At 74.7% G+C, this 17,436-nt stretch carries 14 protein-coding genes; 1 reads left to right on the top strand and 13 read right to left on the bottom strand.

What is annotated here, in order from left to right:
- From ACME2J_RS10910 to ACME2J_RS10865, 10 genes are all read right to left on the bottom strand, one after another.
- Window positions 1–640: MlaD family protein (locus ACME2J_RS10910; RefSeq protein WP_495544943.1), on the bottom strand; the 640-nt coding region annotated here is incomplete at its 3' end.
- A complete protein-coding gene (locus tag ACME2J_RS10905; RefSeq protein WP_495544942.1) occupies window positions 637–1,935 on the bottom strand; it encodes an MlaD family protein in 1,299 nt (432 codons plus the stop codon). The genes ACME2J_RS10905 and ACME2J_RS10910, both read right to left, overlap by 4 nt.
- Window positions 1,932–3,302, bottom strand: coding sequence for an MlaD family protein (locus tag ACME2J_RS10900; protein ID WP_495544941.1), 1,371 nt, complete (start codon window positions 3,300–3,302; stop codon window positions 1,932–1,934). Before ACME2J_RS10900 ends, ACME2J_RS10905 begins: the two co-directional genes overlap by 4 nt.
- Window positions 3,299–4,603, bottom strand: a complete 1,305-nt coding sequence (locus tag ACME2J_RS10895; protein WP_495544940.1) for an MlaD family protein — start codon at window positions 4,601–4,603, stop codon at window positions 3,299–3,301. The genes ACME2J_RS10900 and ACME2J_RS10895 overlap by 4 nt, the downstream gene beginning before the upstream one ends.
- 1 nt (window position 4,604) lies before the next feature.
- On the bottom strand, window positions 4,605–5,396 hold the full coding sequence (locus tag ACME2J_RS10890) for an MlaE family ABC transporter permease (RefSeq protein ID WP_495544939.1): 792 nt from the start codon (window positions 5,394–5,396) through the stop codon (window positions 4,605–4,607).
- Complete coding sequence (locus ACME2J_RS10885) at window positions 5,396–6,256, bottom strand: MlaE family ABC transporter permease (protein WP_495544938.1); 861 nt, start codon at window positions 6,254–6,256, stop codon at window positions 5,396–5,398. Before ACME2J_RS10885 ends, ACME2J_RS10890 begins: the two co-directional genes overlap by 1 nt.
- Before the next feature lie 6 nt (window positions 6,257–6,262).
- Window positions 6,263–7,930: an AMP-dependent synthetase/ligase gene (locus tag ACME2J_RS10880; protein WP_495544937.1), complete on the bottom strand. Its 1,668-nt coding sequence runs from the start codon at window positions 7,928–7,930 to the stop codon at window positions 6,263–6,265.
- Window positions 7,927–10,737, bottom strand: a complete 2,811-nt coding sequence (locus ACME2J_RS10875) for a hydantoinase B/oxoprolinase family protein (protein WP_495544936.1) — start codon at window positions 10,735–10,737, stop codon at window positions 7,927–7,929. The genes ACME2J_RS10880 and ACME2J_RS10875 overlap by 4 nt, the downstream gene beginning before the upstream one ends.
- Before the next feature lie 10 nt (window positions 10,738–10,747).
- Complete coding sequence (locus ACME2J_RS10870) at window positions 10,748–12,895, bottom strand: hydantoinase/oxoprolinase family protein (protein ID WP_495544935.1); 2,148 nt, start codon at window positions 12,893–12,895, stop codon at window positions 10,748–10,750.
- Between the two features lie 89 nt (window positions 12,896–12,984).
- Window positions 12,985–14,235 carry a PucR family transcriptional regulator gene (locus tag ACME2J_RS10865; RefSeq protein ID WP_495544934.1) on the bottom strand — a complete coding sequence of 417 codons (1,251 nt, stop codon included), beginning with the start codon at window positions 14,233–14,235 and terminating at the stop codon, window positions 12,985–12,987.
- 122 nt (window positions 14,236–14,357) lie between these two features.
- Here ACME2J_RS10865 and ACME2J_RS10860 point away from each other — a divergent pair, with 122 nt between their 5' ends.
- Window positions 14,358–15,128 (top strand): enoyl-CoA hydratase/isomerase family protein, encoded by a 771-nt coding sequence (locus tag ACME2J_RS10860; protein ID WP_495544933.1) that lies wholly within the window; start codon window positions 14,358–14,360, stop codon window positions 15,126–15,128.
- A 68-nt stretch (window positions 15,129–15,196) separates the two neighbouring features.
- Here ACME2J_RS10860 and lipB read toward each other — a convergent pair whose 3' ends face one another.
- From lipB to ACME2J_RS10845, 3 genes are all read right to left on the bottom strand, one after another.
- Window positions 15,197–15,898, bottom strand: coding sequence for a lipoyl(octanoyl) transferase LipB (gene lipB / locus ACME2J_RS10855; RefSeq protein WP_495544932.1), 702 nt, complete (start codon window positions 15,896–15,898; stop codon window positions 15,197–15,199).
- Window positions 15,899–16,063: 165 nt separating this feature from the next.
- Window positions 16,064–16,270: a hypothetical protein gene (locus tag ACME2J_RS10850; RefSeq protein WP_495544931.1), complete on the bottom strand. Its 207-nt coding sequence runs from the start codon at window positions 16,268–16,270 to the stop codon at window positions 16,064–16,066.
- Window positions 16,271–16,315: 45 nt separating this feature from the next.
- A complete protein-coding gene (locus ACME2J_RS10845; RefSeq protein WP_495544930.1) occupies window positions 16,316–17,347 on the bottom strand; it encodes a L,D-transpeptidase family protein in 1,032 nt (343 codons plus the stop codon).
- Window positions 17,348–17,436 lie beyond the last annotated feature (89 nt).

Genomic DNA, 17,436 nt, shown 5'->3' with positions numbered 1-17,436 from the left:
CGCGCATCGCCCGCGCCGTGGAGGCGACGAGGCCCGCGAGGTCGTCGGGCCGGACGCCGCGCAGCTCGCGGAGCGCCGGGCCGAGCGGGCGCAGCTGCGGCTCGAGCTCGTCGACGAGCCGCCCCGCCGCGTCGCCCTCGAGGGCGACGCCCAGCTCGCGCAGCATCGTGCGCTGGCCCTCGACGGCCCCGTCGTCCCAGACGCGCAGGACGTCGTCGAGCTCGACCTGCGGCCGCGTGCGGCTCTCGCGGATCAGCGCGTCGCCGAGGCTCGGCGCCGACGGGGACCCGGGGTCGAGCGCGACCTCGAAGCGGCCGCCGAGGAGCGTGCGGTAGCGCAGCGAGGCGGTCGCGTCGTCGTGCAGCGCGACCTCGTCGTCGGTGATCCGCATCGTCACGAGCGCGGCGCGCCCATCGTCGGCGCGCTCGACGGACTCGACCCGGCCGACGTCGACCCCGGCGACCCGGACCGGCGTCTTCTCGTTGAGCTGCGGAGCGAACGTGAACGTCGCGCGCACGGTGCGCCCCCCGTCGCCGCCGAGCAGCGGGACGCCGCCGCCGAGCGCGACGGCGAACGCCGCGGCGATGAGCCCGAGGACGATCGCCCCCGAGCGCAGCGACGTGTCGCGGCGGCGCCTCATCGGCCCGGCCTCCCGCCCTTCGGGCGGCACGGCTCGGGCGCGCCGTCGACGCCGGAGCCCGCCGCGATCCCCGGTCCCGTGTTCGGAGTCTGCCCGCTCGGGAAGCCGAGACCGGTGCGGAGGATCGTCTGCGGGCCGAGCGGGCCGGTCTGGCCGACCGGCGCGTAGCCGAGGAAGCTGCGCCAGTTCGCGCCGAACCCGCGGATGTCGCAGCCGTAGCGCCCGAGGATCCGCGACGGCTCGCGCGCGAGGTCGAGCGTCGCCGTGAGCCGCGGGAGGACGGGGTCGACGGCCTCGGTGAGCGCGAGCGTCGGGCCGACCGCGTCCCCGGCGGTGTCGAGGAGGTCGTCGAGGTCGCCGAGCGGCTCGCGGCCCTCGTCGAGCACGGTCGTGAGCGCGGCGAGGCCGCGGGGCGCGACGTCGGTGAAGCTGGCGGCCGCGCGGGCGAAGCGCGTCGCGCGGGCGAGCGCGGGCTCGGTGCGCGCGAGCGAGCGGCGCGTCGCGCGCAGCGCCCCGGGCGCGACCGCGAGCGCCTCGCCGACGTCCTCGCGGGCCTCGGCGAACGGCCGCAGCGCGGCCTCGCCCTCCGCGAAGCCGCGGGCGACGTCCTCGCGGACCGGCTCGACCGCCGCCGCGAAGACGCCCGCGCTGCGGACGAGGCGGGCGGTCGTCCCCTCACGGGCGAGCAGCGGGCCGAGGGACCGCGCGATGTCCGCGAAGACCTCGGGCGCGATGCCGAGCATGTCGTGCACGTCGTCCCCGCGCCCGGCGAGCCCGCCGCCGAGGCCACGGAGGGTCGCGCGCATCGACGCCTGGCGCTCGGGGTCGAGCGCGTCGAGGACGTCGGCGAGCTGGACCGCGGTCGACGTCTCGTCACGCCGGATGACCTCGCCGTCGCGGAGGGCGCGCGCGCTCGTCCCCGGCCGCAGCTCGACGTACTGCGAGCCGAGGAGGCCCTTCGGCCGCAGCCGCACCGTCGAGTCGACGGGCACGGGCCGCGCGGCGTCCTCGAGCTCGAGCTCGGCGACGGGCACGCCCTCCTCGAGCCGGATGTCGCCGACGCGCCCGACGAGGTGCCCGGCGATGCGGATGTCGTCGCCGGCCCCGAGCGTGCCGAGCTCGGCGAGCTCCGCCTCGACGGTGAGGAACGACTCGCCGGGCAGGCCGCGCTCGGCGCCGAAGGCGAGGAACACGGCGACGACGCAGAGCGCGAGCGTCGCCGCCCCCGCGAGGAGGAGCGCCGGTCGCTGCGCCTCGTCGACGCTGCGGCGGGGTCCGAAGCGGCGGCGTCTCATGGCGCGAGGAGGTAGTCGAGGAGCCCGCTCACGGCGTCGTCCGTCGTCTGCAGCGTCTCGTCGGCGACCGCGGGGAGGTCGATGTCGGGGAGGGCGATCTCGGGAAGCGCGGGGAGCGACGGGCGCGTCGGCTTCTGCGGGCGCGGCGCCGGCGCGTCGCCCTCGGCTGGGCCGTCGGCCTTCTCTGGCGCGCGCGGACGACGCGGCCGGCGGGCCGGCTGGGGATCGCCCTCGACGTACTCGCGCAGCGCCCCGAGGACGGTCGGGTCGATCGACGCGCTCACGCGGAAGATGTGCGAGACGCCGTCCTTCTGCTGGATCGCGCGCGCCCAGTTCTCCATCGTCCCGAGCAGGTCGGCGGCGCCGAGGTCGAGCGCCCCGGTGAGCGCGTCGGCGTCGCGGCCGAGCCCCTCGAGCGTGCGGACCGCCGGTCGCAGCCGGCGGACGACCGGCGCGCCCTCCTCGCCGAGCCGCCCGAGGGCCGGCGCGACGCGACGCGCGGTGGCGAGCGCGGGCCGGGCCGCCGTCGTGAAGCCGGGGAGCGCGTCGAGCGTCGCGGTGAGCGCCGGCGCGGTCGCGCGCAGGCCGTCGGCGGCGGGACGCAGCGCGGCGCCGGTCTCGTCGAGCGAGCGCAGGGTCGTGCGCAGACGCCGCAGCGTCGGGTGCAGCTCGCGCAGAGAGGCGCCGAGTCCTTCGCGCCGGTCGGCGAACGTCGTGAGCGCCTCGGAGGCGGTCTCGACGAGCTCGCCGAGGCCGGCGCGCTCGCGGGCGACCGACGCGACGACGCGGTCCGAGCGCTCGACGAGGACGCGCAGGGCCTCGGTGTCCTCACCCACCTCGTCGAAGAGCGCCTCGAGGTCCTCGAGCGTGCGCGGCATGCGTCGCAGCGCGCTCCTCAGCTCGTCGCCGCGGCCGCCGAGCGCGATGCCCGCCTCGCGCAGGAGGATCGCGAGGCGCGTGCGCGTCGACGGGTCGAGGACGTCGAGCACGTCGTCGATCTCGACCGAGGTGCGGACGCGGTCGGGCGGGATCGTCGCCCCGTCGCCGAGCGGGCGGGCGGCGTCGCCCGCGTCGAGGTCGACGTACTTCTCCCCGAGGAGGTTCGCCGCGCGGATCCGCACGCGGGCGTCGCGGCCGACCGGCGGGAGCGCCTCGTCGAGCTCGAGCCGGGCCATCACCGTGTCCCTCGCGGTCACCTCGAGCTCGGCGACACGGCCGACGTCGACGCCGCCGACCCGGACGACCGAGCCCTCCCGGAGGCCGTCGGCGGTCGGCAGCTCTGCTCGCAGGACGGGCCCGTCGCCCCCGGCGAGCACGACGACCGCGAGCGCTGCGACCGCGGCGAGGGCGGCGAGACGCGCGATCACGGGACGCGCTCCGTCGTCGGGTCGAGGCCGTCGGCGCCCGCGCCGCACTGCGGCTGCAGCCACGTCGCGCCGTCCTGCGTGTGCGCGCCGTAGCCGGGCGGGCGGATGCGCGCGTACCCGAGGCCGGGGACGAGCGGCTGCAGCTCGGCGGCCGACGTCGGCATGACGTTCGGGAACGGGAAGTTCTGGAGCATGACGCGGCCGTAGTTGCCGCGGGCGTCGTAGCTCGACCCGATGCCCGACCAGCTCGTGAAGAAGCCGGCGATCTCGGGGGCGTAGGGCCGCAGGCACCCGACCATCGGCGCGGTGCGGTCGACGACGCCGACGAGCCGCGAGGCGAGCGGCCGCGCGGCGTCGAGGAACGACGTCGTCGCGGGCGCGGCGTCGTCGAGTGCGACGAGCGTCGCGTCGGCCTGCGGCGCGACCTCGCGCAGCGTCGTGAGCGCGCGGCCGAGCGGACGGGCGAGGCGGCGCAGCTCCCGGCCCCCGGGCCGGAGGTCGCCGACGACGTCGTCGGCCCGCTCGAGTACGGGATCGGTCCGGCCGAGCGTCGCGCGGGCGCGGCGCAGCGTTCCCGGGAGATCGGCGAGCGTCCGCTGCGCCGCGTCGGCGTGCGCGGCGATCTCGGCGAACGTCGCGCCGGCGTCGCGCACGAGGCCGTGGAGCGCGGGCGCGTCGGCAGCGAGCGCCGAGGCGGTCCCCGCGCCGGAGGCGACGAGCGTGCGCAGCGCGTGGGTGTCGGCGCCGAGGTCGTCGAACAGCTCGGCCGCCTCGGCGAACGCGGGGCCACCGGCCGCGACACCGTCGCGCAGCTCCTCGCCGCGGCCGCCGAGGGTGCGTGCGCCGCCGTCGACGAGCCCGGCGAGCCCGCGGCGCGCCGACTCGTCGAAGACGTTCAGGAGGTCGTCGACCTCGACGGGCGTGATCGTGTCGGTCGTCGGCAGCCGCGCGCCGTCCTCGAGGCCGGTCGCGCCCTCGGGCCCGGGCGTGAGCTCGACGTAGCGGTTCGAGTACGAGGCGGTGCCGCCCCAGCGGATCTCCGCCGTCGTGCCCTGCGGCAGCGGCCACACGCCCTCGTCGTCGATCTCGAGAGTGACGTCGGCGAGCCCGTCGCGCAGCGCGACCTCGCCGACCGTCCCCACCTCGACGCCCGCGGCGGTGACCCGCGCGCCCGGCACGAGCTGGACGGCGCCCTCGAACGTCGCGTGGATCTCCCGCTCGTCGCCCGCGGCGCGCACGAGGAGGACCGCGGCGACCGCGACGATCGCGACGGCTCCGGCGACGGCGGCGCGCGCGCCCACGTCAGCCCCCGAGCGGGATCCGCGAGTCGGTCCCCCAGATCGCGATCGACAGCGTGCCGCCGATGACGTGGATGAGGACGAGGTTGACGACCATCGACCGCGCCGTCGCCCGGCCGACGCCGACCGGGCCGCCCTTCGCGTTGTAGCCGTAGAACATCCCGACGAGGACGATCGCGATCCCGATGATCATCGCCTTGAGCAGCGAGAAGAGGTCCTCGTCGAGGCCGTGGATCGGCCCGAAGTGGCCGGCGAGCCACGCGCCCGACGAGACGTCGCCGACCTGGAAGACGACGACGAGGTAGGTGCCGAGCGTCCCGGCCCCCATCGCGATGAGGTAGATGACCGGCATCGCGATGAGCGCGCCGACGAGCCGCGTCGCGACGATGAACCGCATCGGGTCCGACCCCATGACCTCGAGCGCGTCGATCTCCTCGGAGATGCGCATCGAGCCGATCTCGGCGACGAGACCGCACCCGACCTTCGCGGCCATGATGTAGCCGAACATGTACGGGAACATCTCCCGCACGTCGCAGATGACGGTGAAGAGGCCGGTCGCGCCGCTCGCGCCGAACGCCTTCGAGAAGTAGGCGGTGAAGAGGCCGCACTGCGCCCCGATGACGAAGACCATCGCGACGACGACGAGGGCCGAGCCGGTGATGAGGATGCCCGCCTGGCGCAGCGTCTCGGCGGTGTGATGGGAGACGCCGCGGGTCGACCTCGCGGCGCCGACGCCGAACTCGGCGAGCCGGCCGGCCTCGCGCACGCCGTCGCGGACGGGCTGCCGCGCGGCCATCAGCGCAGCCCCGTGAGCTCGGGGTACACCGCGAGGAGCACCGACGTGAACACGTAGTTGAAGATCCAGACGGCCGCGAACGCGATGACGACCGCCTGGTTCACCGCGCGCCCGACGCCCTCGGGCCCGCCCTTCGCGTGCAGGCCCTTGTAGCAGCAGACGACGGCGATGATGACCCCGTAGCCGGTGCTCTTGATGACGCCGCCGATGAGGTCGGGGGCGGTGAAGTTCGCCTGGAACGTCGCGGTGAACGACGCGATCGTCGTGTCGTACAGGACGAGGACCGTGACGAAGCCGGAGAGCGTGCAGAAGACGACGGCGACGAGGAAGAGGAGCGGGGTGATGAGCGCCATCGCGAGCATCCGCGGCACGACGAGGCCGCGGAGCGGGTCGACGGCGAGGACCTCGAGCGCGTCGAGCTCCTCGCGCGTCTTGCGGGCGCCGAGGTCCGCGGTGATGGCCGTCCCCGCGATGCCGGCGACGACCATCGCTGTCACCCAGCCGGCGACCTCGCGGACGGCGGCGGTGACGTAGACGCCGCCGGTGCGGTCGGTGCCGCCGAGCGCCTCGAGGACGAGGCCGGCCTGGACGCCGATCGCGCCGAAGCCGAACACGAAGACCGAGAGCGCGAGCGGGATCGAGCAGCGCGTGACGATGATCGCCGCCTCGTGGACGAAGTCGGCGGCCCACGCCGACGGCCTCGAGACGGTCGCCCGCAGGGCGCGCACGAGGAGCACCGCCATGCCGCCCGCCTGGGCGACGGCGGCCTGCAGCGGGCCCGGCGCGGTCTGCGCCGGAGCCCGTGCCGTCCGCGGCACCGGGGGCGGCGCGGCCGGGCGCTCGTGGTCGACGATCGCCATGTGCCGTCACCCCTCGTACAGCGCCTCGATCTCCCCCGCGTACTTGTCGACGATGACCCGCCGCTTCAGCTTCGCCGTCGGCGTGAGCTCCTCGGAGTCGGGGAGCCAGTCGACCGGCAGCAGCGTGAAGCGCTTGATCTGCTCGACGCGCGAGAGCTGCTCGTTGGCGCGGTCGACCGCCGCGGCGACCTCGGCGAGCAGCTCGGCGTCGCCCGCGAGCGCCTCGGCCGAGGAGTCGTCGCGGCCGTGCTGCGCCGCCCACGCCGCGGCCGCGTCCGGGTCGAGGACGAGCAGCGCGACGTTGTAGGGGCGCCGGTCGCCGATGCAGCACGCCTGGCCGATGAGCCCGCTCGCGCTCTTCAGCGCGTTCTCGATGTTCGCCGGCGACATGTTCTTGCCGGCGGCGTTGATGATGAGCTCCTTCTTGCGGTCGACGATCCGCACGTAGCCGTCGTCGTCGATCGCCGCGACGTCGCCGGTGTGCAGCCAGCCGTCGGCGTCGAGCGCCTCGGCGGTCCGCTCCGGGTCGTTCCGGTAGCCGCGCATGACGTTCGGGCCGCGGACGAGCAGCTCGCCGTCGTCGGCGAGGCGCAGCTCGACACCGGGCAGGGCGCGGCCGACCGTGCCCGCCCGGATGTCGTCGAGCGGGTTCACCGTGCCGATGCACGAGACCTCGCTCATCCCCCACACCTCGCTCACCGGGAGACCGAGCCGCTCGAAGAACGCGAGCGTCGAGGCCGCGATCGGGGCGGCGCCGGAGGCGACCCAGTCCACGTCGTCGAAGCCGAGCTTCGCGAGGACCGCAGGCCCCGCCTCGGGCGGCGGCTCGTCGCCGAGCTGCGCCGCGAGCGCCGCGTGGAGCTTCTCCCAGATCCGCGGGACGCCGGCGAACACGGTCGGCCGGCAGTCCGGCAGCGCTGCGGCGACCTGCTTCGGGTCGTCGACGCAGGTGACCGTCGCCGCGGTGACGAGCTGGCAGTAGTGCGAGGCGAAGCGGTCCGCCATGTGCGCGAGCGGGAGGTAGGAGAGGACCCTCCCGCCCGCGCGCACGGGCAGCGCCGCGTCGACCGCGGTCCACTCCCACAGGAGGTTGGCGTGCGTGATCTCGACGCCCTTCGGCGGCCCGGTCGTCCCCGACGTGTAGATGATCGTCGCGACGTCCTCGGGCTCGACCGCGCCCGCCGCGGCGGCGAGGTCGAAGCCGACGGCGCCGCGCGCCTCGAGCTCGGGCAGCTCGTCGACGGTGAAGACGTGCTCGACGCTCGCGACCTCCGCGGCGCGGACCCGGTCGACGAGCTCGCGCTCGCAGATCGCGACCTTCGTCCCCGCGTTGCCGAGGAGGTAGGCGATCTGGCTCGGCGCCGACGTGAGGTAGATCGAGAACGGCGTCGCCCCGAGGTGGAGCGCCGCCGTGTCGAGCACGAGGTGCTCGGGCGAGTTGCCGAGCATGAAGGCGACGGTGTCGCCGCGGCCGACGCCGAGGGCGGCGAGCCCCGCGGCGAGCCGCTCGACGCGGGCGGCGTACTCGCGCCAGGTGATGCCGCCCTCCTCGCCGACGCGGCGCAGGGCGACCGCGTCCGGGTCGCGCGCCGCGCTCGCGGCGAACGCCTCGGGGAGGGTGCGGGCGCCGAGGCCGGGGAGGCGCTCGGCGGAGCCTGCCTGCTGGACCGTCATCGCGGCACCTCCCGTCCGAGCCAGCCTCGGTAGAAGCCCTCGACGTCGGGGAGGAACTCGTGGACGACCGGGTAGCCGGGCGGCACCGCCTCGACCTCGAGCAGGTGTCCCGAGATCGGGCAGTAGTACTCGCGCAGCTCCATCCACGACGGGTCGGGGTGCGCCATCTCGGGATACACCTCCCGCATGAGCTCGGGGGTGTCGCGGACGAGGCAGACGGCGTGCATCTTCCAGTTCTCCTCATGGGTTCCCAGGTCCGCGCCCGCGTCGGTGCGCACGACGAGCGCGCCGTCGGAGCGGCGGCGGACGATGTTGAGGCCCTCGCCGTAGGGGAGGACGATCGGGTCGTCCCACGGGACGCGGGACTGCAGGAGCGCGACCCAGTCGTCGAAGCGCGCGGCGTCCTTGAAGCCCGACTGGATCTCGCGGATCTGCGCGCGGCCGAGCTGCCCGTTGACGAGCGCGCGCAGCGTGTCGCGGCCGAGCGGCGGGACCTCTGCGTCGTCGACGTCCCAGTCGGCGCGGGAGGCGACCGCGGAGCCGAGGTAGCTGCGCGCCGCCTCGAGCGGACTCACCTTCCCGGGCTGCGCGCCCGGCGCCGCGACCGTCGGCGTCTCGGCGGTGATCTCGAAGTCCTCCGGCAGGTCCCAGAACCCGCGGAGCTCCGCCGCCCAGGCGGGCGAGAGCCGCATCGACTCGGCGTACATGATCCGGATCGGCTCGATGAAGTCCTGCGCGAGGACGCGCTCACGGGCCTCCGCCCACCACTCGCGGGTCGGCCGCGCGCGCTCGAGCCGCCGGGCCCGCGCGCCGGCGCGGTCGCTCATCGCGTAGACGCGCTCGGCGTCGCGCGGGAGGAGGTGTCCCTCCTCGACGTCGCGGCGCACGGCCTCCTCGGCGCGCAGGAGCGGGTCCCCCATCCCGCCCGCGCCCTTGAGCACCGACAGGTAGAGGTCGCCGTCCTTCACCGCGCGCATCGTCGTGAGCGCGTCCTGGCGGTGGACGTGGTCGCCGCCGACCTGCAGGAGCTGCGGGTCGGCGAAGTCGCGGTCGCCGAGCGGGTAGGGCCAGCCCTCGCGGGCGCGCTCGAGGAGGTCCGCCCCGTAGACGGTGTGGACGTAGCTCGTCGCCGCGGGGTAGCCGCCGAAGAGCCCGGGCGACTGGAACACGGCGCCGGTGAGGATGTTCTGCAGCTCGTAGTTCTGGGTGCCGCTCACGAGGAAGAGCGACTCCATGCTCGAACCGCCGCGCTGCCGTCCACACCCGGCCGTGCCGGGGCGGATGCGCCGGCCGAGGTAGACGAGCGGCGCGAGCAGCTCCCACATCTCGGCGTCGCCCATGTCCCCTTCCGGATTGAACGGCGCCGCCCCGAAGTCGAGCCCGTCGAGGACGTACTTCGCCCCCTGCCCCTGCGCTCCGACCTCGAAGTTCATGAAGCCCGACATCTGCCCGTACTGGTCGATGCCGCCGCCCTGCAGCACGTTGCCGGGCGTCGAGAAGCAGCCCATCACCTCCTCGACGAAGCCCCGCGCCTGCAGCGCGCGGGCGAGCGAGCGCGGGTAGCCGGTGTAGGCGGGGAAGAGGATCCCCCACGCGCCCGAGGTCGAGCACTCCGACTCGCCGAGGTCCGCCCACGACCCCTCGGGGGTGCGGACGGTCGTCGCGAGGTGCGCGCCGTCGTTCACCTTGTCGTTGAAGATGAGCGTCTGGGTGAACTGGATCCACATGAGTCCGGTCACCCCCGAGCGCGTCGCGTTCATGGAGTGCCAGCCCCACGCCGAGGAGCCCTCGAAGTCGACGGTGAAGTGGCCGTCGCCGCCGATGACGCACTCGTAGGCGCCGTGCATGAGGAAGTCGCGCCGCGCCCGCGCCGGCAGCGTCTCCTTGTCGGCGAAGGTGACGTCGAGGAAGCCCGGCGAGCGGTAGCGGCCGGGGACCGTCATCGTGCGCAGCTGGGTCTTGAAGCCGCGACGGCCGTCCTCGATCGCCTCGCGCATGAACTGCCGCACGCGGTCGACGCCCTCGTCGGCGACGAGCCGCTCGACGGCGTCGCGGATCATGTGGCAGCCGGCGAGCCGCGTCTTCTCGTCGAGGACGTACGAGCGCGGCGAGCGGCTCATCAGCTCGCAGCGCTTGATGTGGCCGGCGTGGAGCGTGTCGTCCTCGCCGATCCGCTCGCACGAGAGGTCGATGCCGTCCTCGTAGCGCGTCGTCGGGCCGATCGGCGCGCCGCCCGGCGTCGCCGCGCCGATGTCCATGACGTGGCAGACCCCGCCCGCCCACGCGATGAGCTCGGGCCGATCGGGGTCGGTGCGGTCGAAGATCGGGACGAACGTCTGGACGTCGGCCGGGTGGACGCCGCCGATCGTCGGCTGGTTGTTGCCGAAGATGTCGCCGGGCCGGATGCCCGGGTTGTCCTCCCACCCGTTTCGGACCATGAACTTGATCGCCGAGCTCATGGTGTGGATGTGGACGATGATCCCCGTCGACAGCGCGACCGAGTCGCCCTCCGGCGTGTACAGCGCGAAGCACAGCTCGCCGAGCTCGCGGACGATCGGGCTCGCGCTGATGTTGAGCGCGGTCTCGCGCGCGGTGACGAGCCCGCCGCGCACCCGCGAGAAGAGCTTCTCGTAGGCGATCGGGTCGGCGGACTTCAGCTCGAGGTGCTCGAGGCCCTGGTAGAAGCCCGTCGCGGCGAAGCGCTCCTCGGAGGCCTCGAGCATCTCCTTCAGCGTGAGGCCGTCGGCCCCGATCGTCGCGCGGCCCGCCTCCTGCGGGACCGGCGTCGGCTTGTCGATGATCGCCACGGTCGTCTCCTCAGGTGGTCGTCGGCTGGAGGTGGAAGATGCGGTGCCGGTCGAGGACCGCGCGGCGGCCCGGCGGGACCGCGAACGTCGTCGCGGGCGCCTCGATGACTGCGGGCCCCTCGACGACGTGACCGGCGCGGACGTCGTCCATCTCGATGACGTCGCTCGTCGCCGGCCCGCTGGACCAGCGGACGCGGCGGGTGCCCTTCGTCGGCGGCGCCCCGCTCTCGAGCGGGTCGTCGGGGAGCGTGGGCTTCTCGACGGGGACGCTGCCGCGGACGATCGCCTGCGTGATGAGGTAGCCGAGCTCGGGCGACGGCGCCGAGCGCGCGTACGTCGCGCGGTACGCGGCCTCGAACGCCGCGATGAGCGCGTCGAGGTCGGCCTCGGTGTCGAGCGTGCCGCCCGGCGCGTCGATCTCGAGGTCGATGAGCTGGCCGTGGTACTGCATCCGCACGCCGTGGACGAGCACGACGTCGCCGGGCGAGTGGCCGGACTTCGCGAACTCCGCGCGCACGCGCTCGCCGAGCGCCGCCCACGTCTGCGCGACGAGCTGGGCGAACCCGAGCCGCATCTCGATCGGATGGGCCGGGAGCAGCGGGACGTCGACGGTGCGGTCGAAGCGGTACTCGAAGTCCGCGCACGCGCACCCGAACGCCGAGAAGCCCGCCGCCCACGTCGGGACGAGGACGTCCTCGAAGGGGACGCCCTCGGTGTACCCCGCGACGTGGAGCGGCCCGCCGCCGCCGTAGCAGAGGAGCGTGTAGTCGGCGGGCGAGAAGCCGCGGCCGAGGATGCGCCCGGTCGCCTCGGTGAGGAGCGCGGCCTCGAAGAGGTCGACGACGCCGGCCGCCGCCTCCTCGACCCCGAGGCCGAGCGGCCGCGCGAGCTGGCGCTCGATCGCGTGCGCCGCGCGGTCGAGGTCGAGCGTGATGTCGCCGCCGAGGAAGTAGTCGGGGTTGAGGCGGCCGAGCACGAGGTCGAGGTCGGTGACCGTCACCGTCTCGACGCCGCCGTCGGCCCACGCGGTCCCGATGCGCGCACCGGCGGAGTCGGGGCCCGCCTGCGGGCGGCGCGAGACCGGGTCGTAGCGGACGTAGGAGCCGGTGCCCGCGCCGACCGAGTCGACCTTCACCATCGGCGCGCCGAGGAGGAAGCGCGCGATGTGCGGCGTCGCGTCGAGCTCGTGGCGGCCGTCGGTGATGAGCGCGAGGTCGAACGACGTCCCGCCGATGTCGCTGCACAGCGCGTTGTCGATGCCGAGGCGCTCGGCGAGGTGCTTCGCGCCGATGACGCCGCCGATCGGGCCGGAGACGAGCGTCGATCCGAGCTGCTGGGCGTCGAGGGAGATCGTGCCGCCGTGGGCGGCCATGACCCGGAGGTCGAAGCCGGCGCCGCTCTCCTGCGTGCGCTCGGCGACCGCCCGCAGCGTCGCCCGCGACGGCTCGGCCGCGTAGGCCTCGATGACCGTCGAGTTGAGGCGCGGCAGCTCGCGGCGAGACGGATACAGCTCGCACGAGAGGAGGACCGGGACGTCGTCGCCGAGCCCCCGCGCGTCGAGCTCCTCGCGCACGATCTCGCCGACGCGCTGCTCGTGGACGGGGTTGCGGTACGAGTAGAGGAGGCAGACGCAGATCGCGTCGACGCCCGCGTCGAGGAGCTCCTTCGCGGCGGCGCGCGCCTCGTCCTCGAAGAGCGGGATGAGCTCGGCGCCCATGAGGTTCACCCGGCCGCGGACGCCGTGGACGTTGCGGCGCCGCACGAGCGCGGGGTTGTGGTGGTGCGTCGCGACGTGGAGGCGGTCGGCGTACGACATCCCGAGGTGGGTCTGGACGCCGCGCTCCATGACGAGGATGTCCTCCTGGCCCGCGGTGACGATCACGCCGACGTCGAGGCCGGAGCGGGAGAGGAGGCGGTTGAGCATCGCCGTCCCGCTGAAGACGCCGGAGCGGATCTGCGGGAAGCCCTGCGCCGGCGTGGTGCCCCACTGGGCGAGCGCGTCGACGGCGGAGGCGAGGAAGCCCTCGGACTCGTCGTGCGGCGTCGTCTGGGCCTTCCCGACGACGAAGCGGCCGCGCGCGTCGACGATGAACGTGTCGGTCATCGTGCCGCCCGCGTCGATCGCGAGGACCCGCGGGGCGGGTTCGGTCGTGGACATGGGCCGACGCTAGGGAGGCGCCCGCGGCCGTCGCTTGGGGTCTCGTCCGATCTTCCCCGCCGACCCTGGACGGGCGTCCAAGAGGTGCGTCAGGCGTCGTCGGGGAGGAGCTGCTCGCCGAAGACGTCGACGAGGAGCAGCGCGAGCTGGAGGCGGAGCGCACGGTCGCGGACCGGCTCGCCGAGGAGCTGCTCGGCGCGCTGCACGCGGTAGATGACGGTGTTCTTGTGCGTGAAGAGCCGCTCGGAGGCGAGACGCGCGTTGCCGCCCTCCTCGAGCCAGACGCGGACGGTCTCGCGCAGGCGCTCAGCGCTCGCGTTGCGCTCGCCGAGGGCGCCGAGGGCGCGGGCGACGAACTCGCGGGTCTCGACGTCGTCGTGCGAGAGGAGGGCGGGGACGTCGAAGGCGGCGTAGCTCGTGACGGCGGGGTCGCCCGGCCGGTGCGCCGCGACGCGGAGCGCGCGCAGCGCCTGCTCGTGCGAGCGGCGGAACCCGGCGACGTCGGGCAGCGACGTCCCGGCCGCGACCGCGATCCCCGGCTCGTGGATGTCCTCGGCGGCCTCGACGAGAGCGGCGTCGGCGAGCGGCTCGGGCGTGCCGAGCCACGCCGAGAGCGACCGGACGCCGGTGGGGACGCCGAGGACCCGGGTGACGCCGAGGCGGTCGGCGAGCCGCTGCAGATGGCGCTCGAGCGCGATGCCGACCGCGTCGGGATCGCCGTCGGCCGTCGCGCGCAGCAGCAGCGCCGCGTGGTGGCCGCGGAGGTCGTAGCCGAGGACGAGCGCGGCCTCGTCGACGTCGGTCGGCTCGCCGCGGAGGATGCGGTCGACGGCCTCGCTGCGCCGGGCGACCGCGCGCCGCAGCCACGCGCTGTTCTCGCGGTCGTACTCCCCGATGATCTCGACGACGACGCGGTCGATGTAGATCGCGACGTCGTCGGTCGAGGAGCGGATCGCGTCGACGAGCACGTCGCGGTCCTCGATCTCGGCGACGAGGACGTCCATCCAGCGCCGCGTGAACATCGTCTGGCCGACGCGGTAGGCCTGGACGAGGCTCTCGAGCGAGAAGCGCCGGCGGACGAACGAGCGCGCGAGCGAGACGACCTCGGGCCGGATGCGGACCGTGCTGGCGGCGTGCTCGCCGCGGTAGACGGCGAGGATCGTCTCGACGTTGCCGCGGACGCTCGCCGCCGTCTCCTCGGCGAGCGCCTCGTCACGCGCGAAGTCGGGCATCGCCGCGACGAACTCGTCGTTGAGGCGGCCGACGACGGCGTCGAGCTCCGCCTCGAGACGCTCGGCGCACGCGGCGACCACGGTCGCCGTCTGGGCGACTCCTCCCATCGCCCGACTGTAGCCCGGCCGGGGGGGCGCGTGCGGAGATTTCGGGCCCGCGGCCAGCGACGCCCGGCGTGATTGGACGCGCGGCCAAGCCCGGGGCCGGACGGCGCGACGAGACTCGGGGCATGACGAGCCTCCTCCGCATCGAGACGCCGCTGCCCGGCGTCCGCCACATCGTGCTCGCGCGCGTCGACCGGCGCAACGCGCTCAGCGTCCCGTTCGTCACCGAGATCGGCGAGGCGCTGCGCGAGGCCGCCGCCGACGACGACGTCGACGTCGTCGTGCTGCGGGCCGAGGGACCCACGTTCTCGGCCGGGATCGACGCGGGGACCCTCGCGGGCTTCGACGAGCCGGCGCGCGTGCGGCGCATCCGCCGGGCGTTCATCGAGGCGGCCGACGCCGCCGCGGAGGCCCCGAAGCCCGTCGTCGCGGCGATCCAGGGGCACTGCGTCGGCGCGGGGCTCGAGCTCACGCTCGCCTGCGACCTGCGCATCGCGGCCGACGACGCGGTCCTCGGGCTCCCCGAGACGCGGATCGGCGCGGTCCCCGACGTCGGCGGGTGCTCGCGGCTCGCCGCGCTCGTCGGGCTCGGCCGCGCGAAGGAGCTCGTCCTCACCGCGGCGCTCGTCGACGCCCCGCGGGCCGAGGAGATCGGGCTCGTCAACCAGGTCGTCCCCGCCGCCGAGCTGCGCGCGGCGACCGACGCGCTCGTCGAGAAGCTCCTCGCGTGCTCGACGGAGGCCAACGGCCTCGCGAAGCGGATCCTCGACGGCGCCGCGACCCCGGCGCTCGGCCAGACGCTCGAGCAGGAGCTCGTCGCGCAGATCGCGGTGTGCCAGACGCAGCGCTACCGCGACGGGATCGCGGCGTTCGCGGGCGCGCGGGCGAAGGCCTGAGGCGAACCCGATCGCCCGGACGAAATGCTCACCCCGCCTGACGAAACCCACGCCCAGCGTGAGTTTCGTCAGGACGGACGGGCTCCGAAGGCCCGCGCGATCCGGGCGCGGACGTCCTGCTGCGACAGCGGCGGCAGATCGTGCTCGGCGCGCTCGCGGCAGACCGAGGTCATCTCCGCGTCGGGCATGCCGCAGGGGACGGCCCACGTCCAGGGCTGCAGGTCGGCGTCGACGTCCATCGCGAAGCCGTGCGAGGTGACGCCGTCGGCGGCGCGCATGCCGATCGAGACGATCTTGCGGTTCGTGTCGCGCGTCCACACCCCGGTGAGGAGCTCGGAGCCCTCGGGGGTGTCGCGGCGCTCGGCGGGGATGCCGAGGTCGCCGAGGACGCCGACGAGGACCTCCTCGATGCGGCGGATGAGCGACACGACGTCGTAGCGCTCGCGGAGGCGGACGACGACGTAGCCGACGACCTGCTCGGGCGAGTGGTAGGTGAGCTTGCCGCCGCGGCGGGTCTCGACGACCGGGATCCCCCACTGCGGGGACGGTCGGTGCTCGGCCGGCGTGCGCTTGCCGACGGTGTAGACGCGCGGGTGCGAGAGCAGCCAGAGCGTGTCGGGCGCCTCGCCGGCGCGCCGCCGCTGCACCATCGCGGCCATCTCTGCCATCGCGTCCTCGTAGGGGACCAGCTCGCCGCTCTCGCGCAGCGCGAGAGCCTCGTCGCTCTCGAGGAGCGCGCGCAGCGGAGTGTCGGTCGGCGCCGTCGCCATCGCGGTCCAGCGTACCGCCGCACGCCGGCGCCCCGAAGCGGGACGAACGTCGATCGTCACCCCCAGCGGCACGAACGTCGATCGTCACCCCTCAGAGGGGGTGCACATCGACGTTCGAGGCGGCTCGGGGTGCAGATCGACGTTCGAGGACGCGTGCGGGCGCCTTCAGCGCCGGGGTCGCCGCGGGCCCTTCGGCGTCTTCAGCCACGCGTCCGCGCGGTCGGCCGCGCTCCCGAGGACCGCGGTCGCGATCGCGCCGCCGGCGAGCGCGCCGAGGAGCAGGGCGATCCAGGTCTCGATCCCGGTGAGCGCGGCGAGGAGGACCGCGCCGATGAGCGCCCCGTAGAGCCAGAGCGCGGTCCGCACGTCCATCAGCCACATGCTTCCTCCCTACCCCGCCGACGCCGGGCCGACCCGTCAGGAGATGTAGACCGGCGTGCCGACGGGCACGTCCTCGTAGAGCTCGATGACCTGCTCGGGGAGCATGCGGATGCAGCCGTGCGAAGAGCGGCGGCCGATGCTGTCGCGCGCGTCGGTGCCGTGGATGCCGACGCCGCGCGCGATGCCCAGCCAGCGCTCCTCGAGCGGGTTCTGCGGGTCGTCGGGCGGGATCGTCTGCCCCCGCAGCTCACCGGCCCACGGCTCGTCGGGGACGTACCAGGTCGGATCCACCTGCTTCGTCGAGATCTCGTAGCTGCCGGACGGCGTCTCGTGACCGGCCTGTCCGACGCCGATCCGGTAGACCTCGGTCTTCTCGAGGTCCTCGTAGAGCCGCAGCTTGAAGTCGTCGCGATCGACGATGAGGTAGACCGGGATGCCCTCCTTCAGCTCGGCTTCGGTCGTCGCCGGCTCGAGGACCTCTCCGGGCGCCGCGATCTCCTCGGCGCTGCGCGGATCGCGCAGCGCGCCGTCGATCCGGGAGAGCAGCGTCTCGCGGTCCGTGCGGAACCCCTCGTCGGAGGAGACGACCTTGAGCGTCCCGTCGCGCGGGTCGATGTCCGCGCTGCGCGGACGGTGATCGAGGTCGTCCGCGACCCGCTTCACGAAGGCGCCGACCGCCTCGTCGTCGATCTCGAGCGGCGCCTCGACATCCGCGTCGACCTCGCCCCCGAAGACGCCGCGCCACGTCTCGCTCCACGGCGAGCCGTCGCTGCGGTCGAGCGCCTCCTCGACGGCGGCGTCGACGTCGACCCGCAACCCGGCCTCGTCGGCGGTGAGGGTGAAGCTCTCCTCGGGATGGCGGACGACGAGGTCGCGCCGCGCGGGATCGCGGAGCCGCTCGCGGAGGATCGCCCGCGCCTCGTCCGCCGTGCGCCCGCCGACATCGATGCCCGAGACGGTGACGCCGTCGGCGATCTCGTCCGAGCGCGCCGAGGCGTAGGCGAGCGGGAAGACCACGAGGATGCCGAGCGCGAGAAGCGAGGCGGCGATGACGGCGAATCGGCCCATTGCTCCACCACTTCCCGGAACCGGGCGCAGGGATGCCCGGAGCGATCTTCACGAGTCCCATAGGATCGCGCGAACGCGCCACTTCAGGC

The organism is Paraconexibacter sp. (assembly GCF_059438195.1).
Note: the sequence above shows the minus strand (reverse complement) of the source record. Positions and strands in the feature narration are given on the sequence as shown.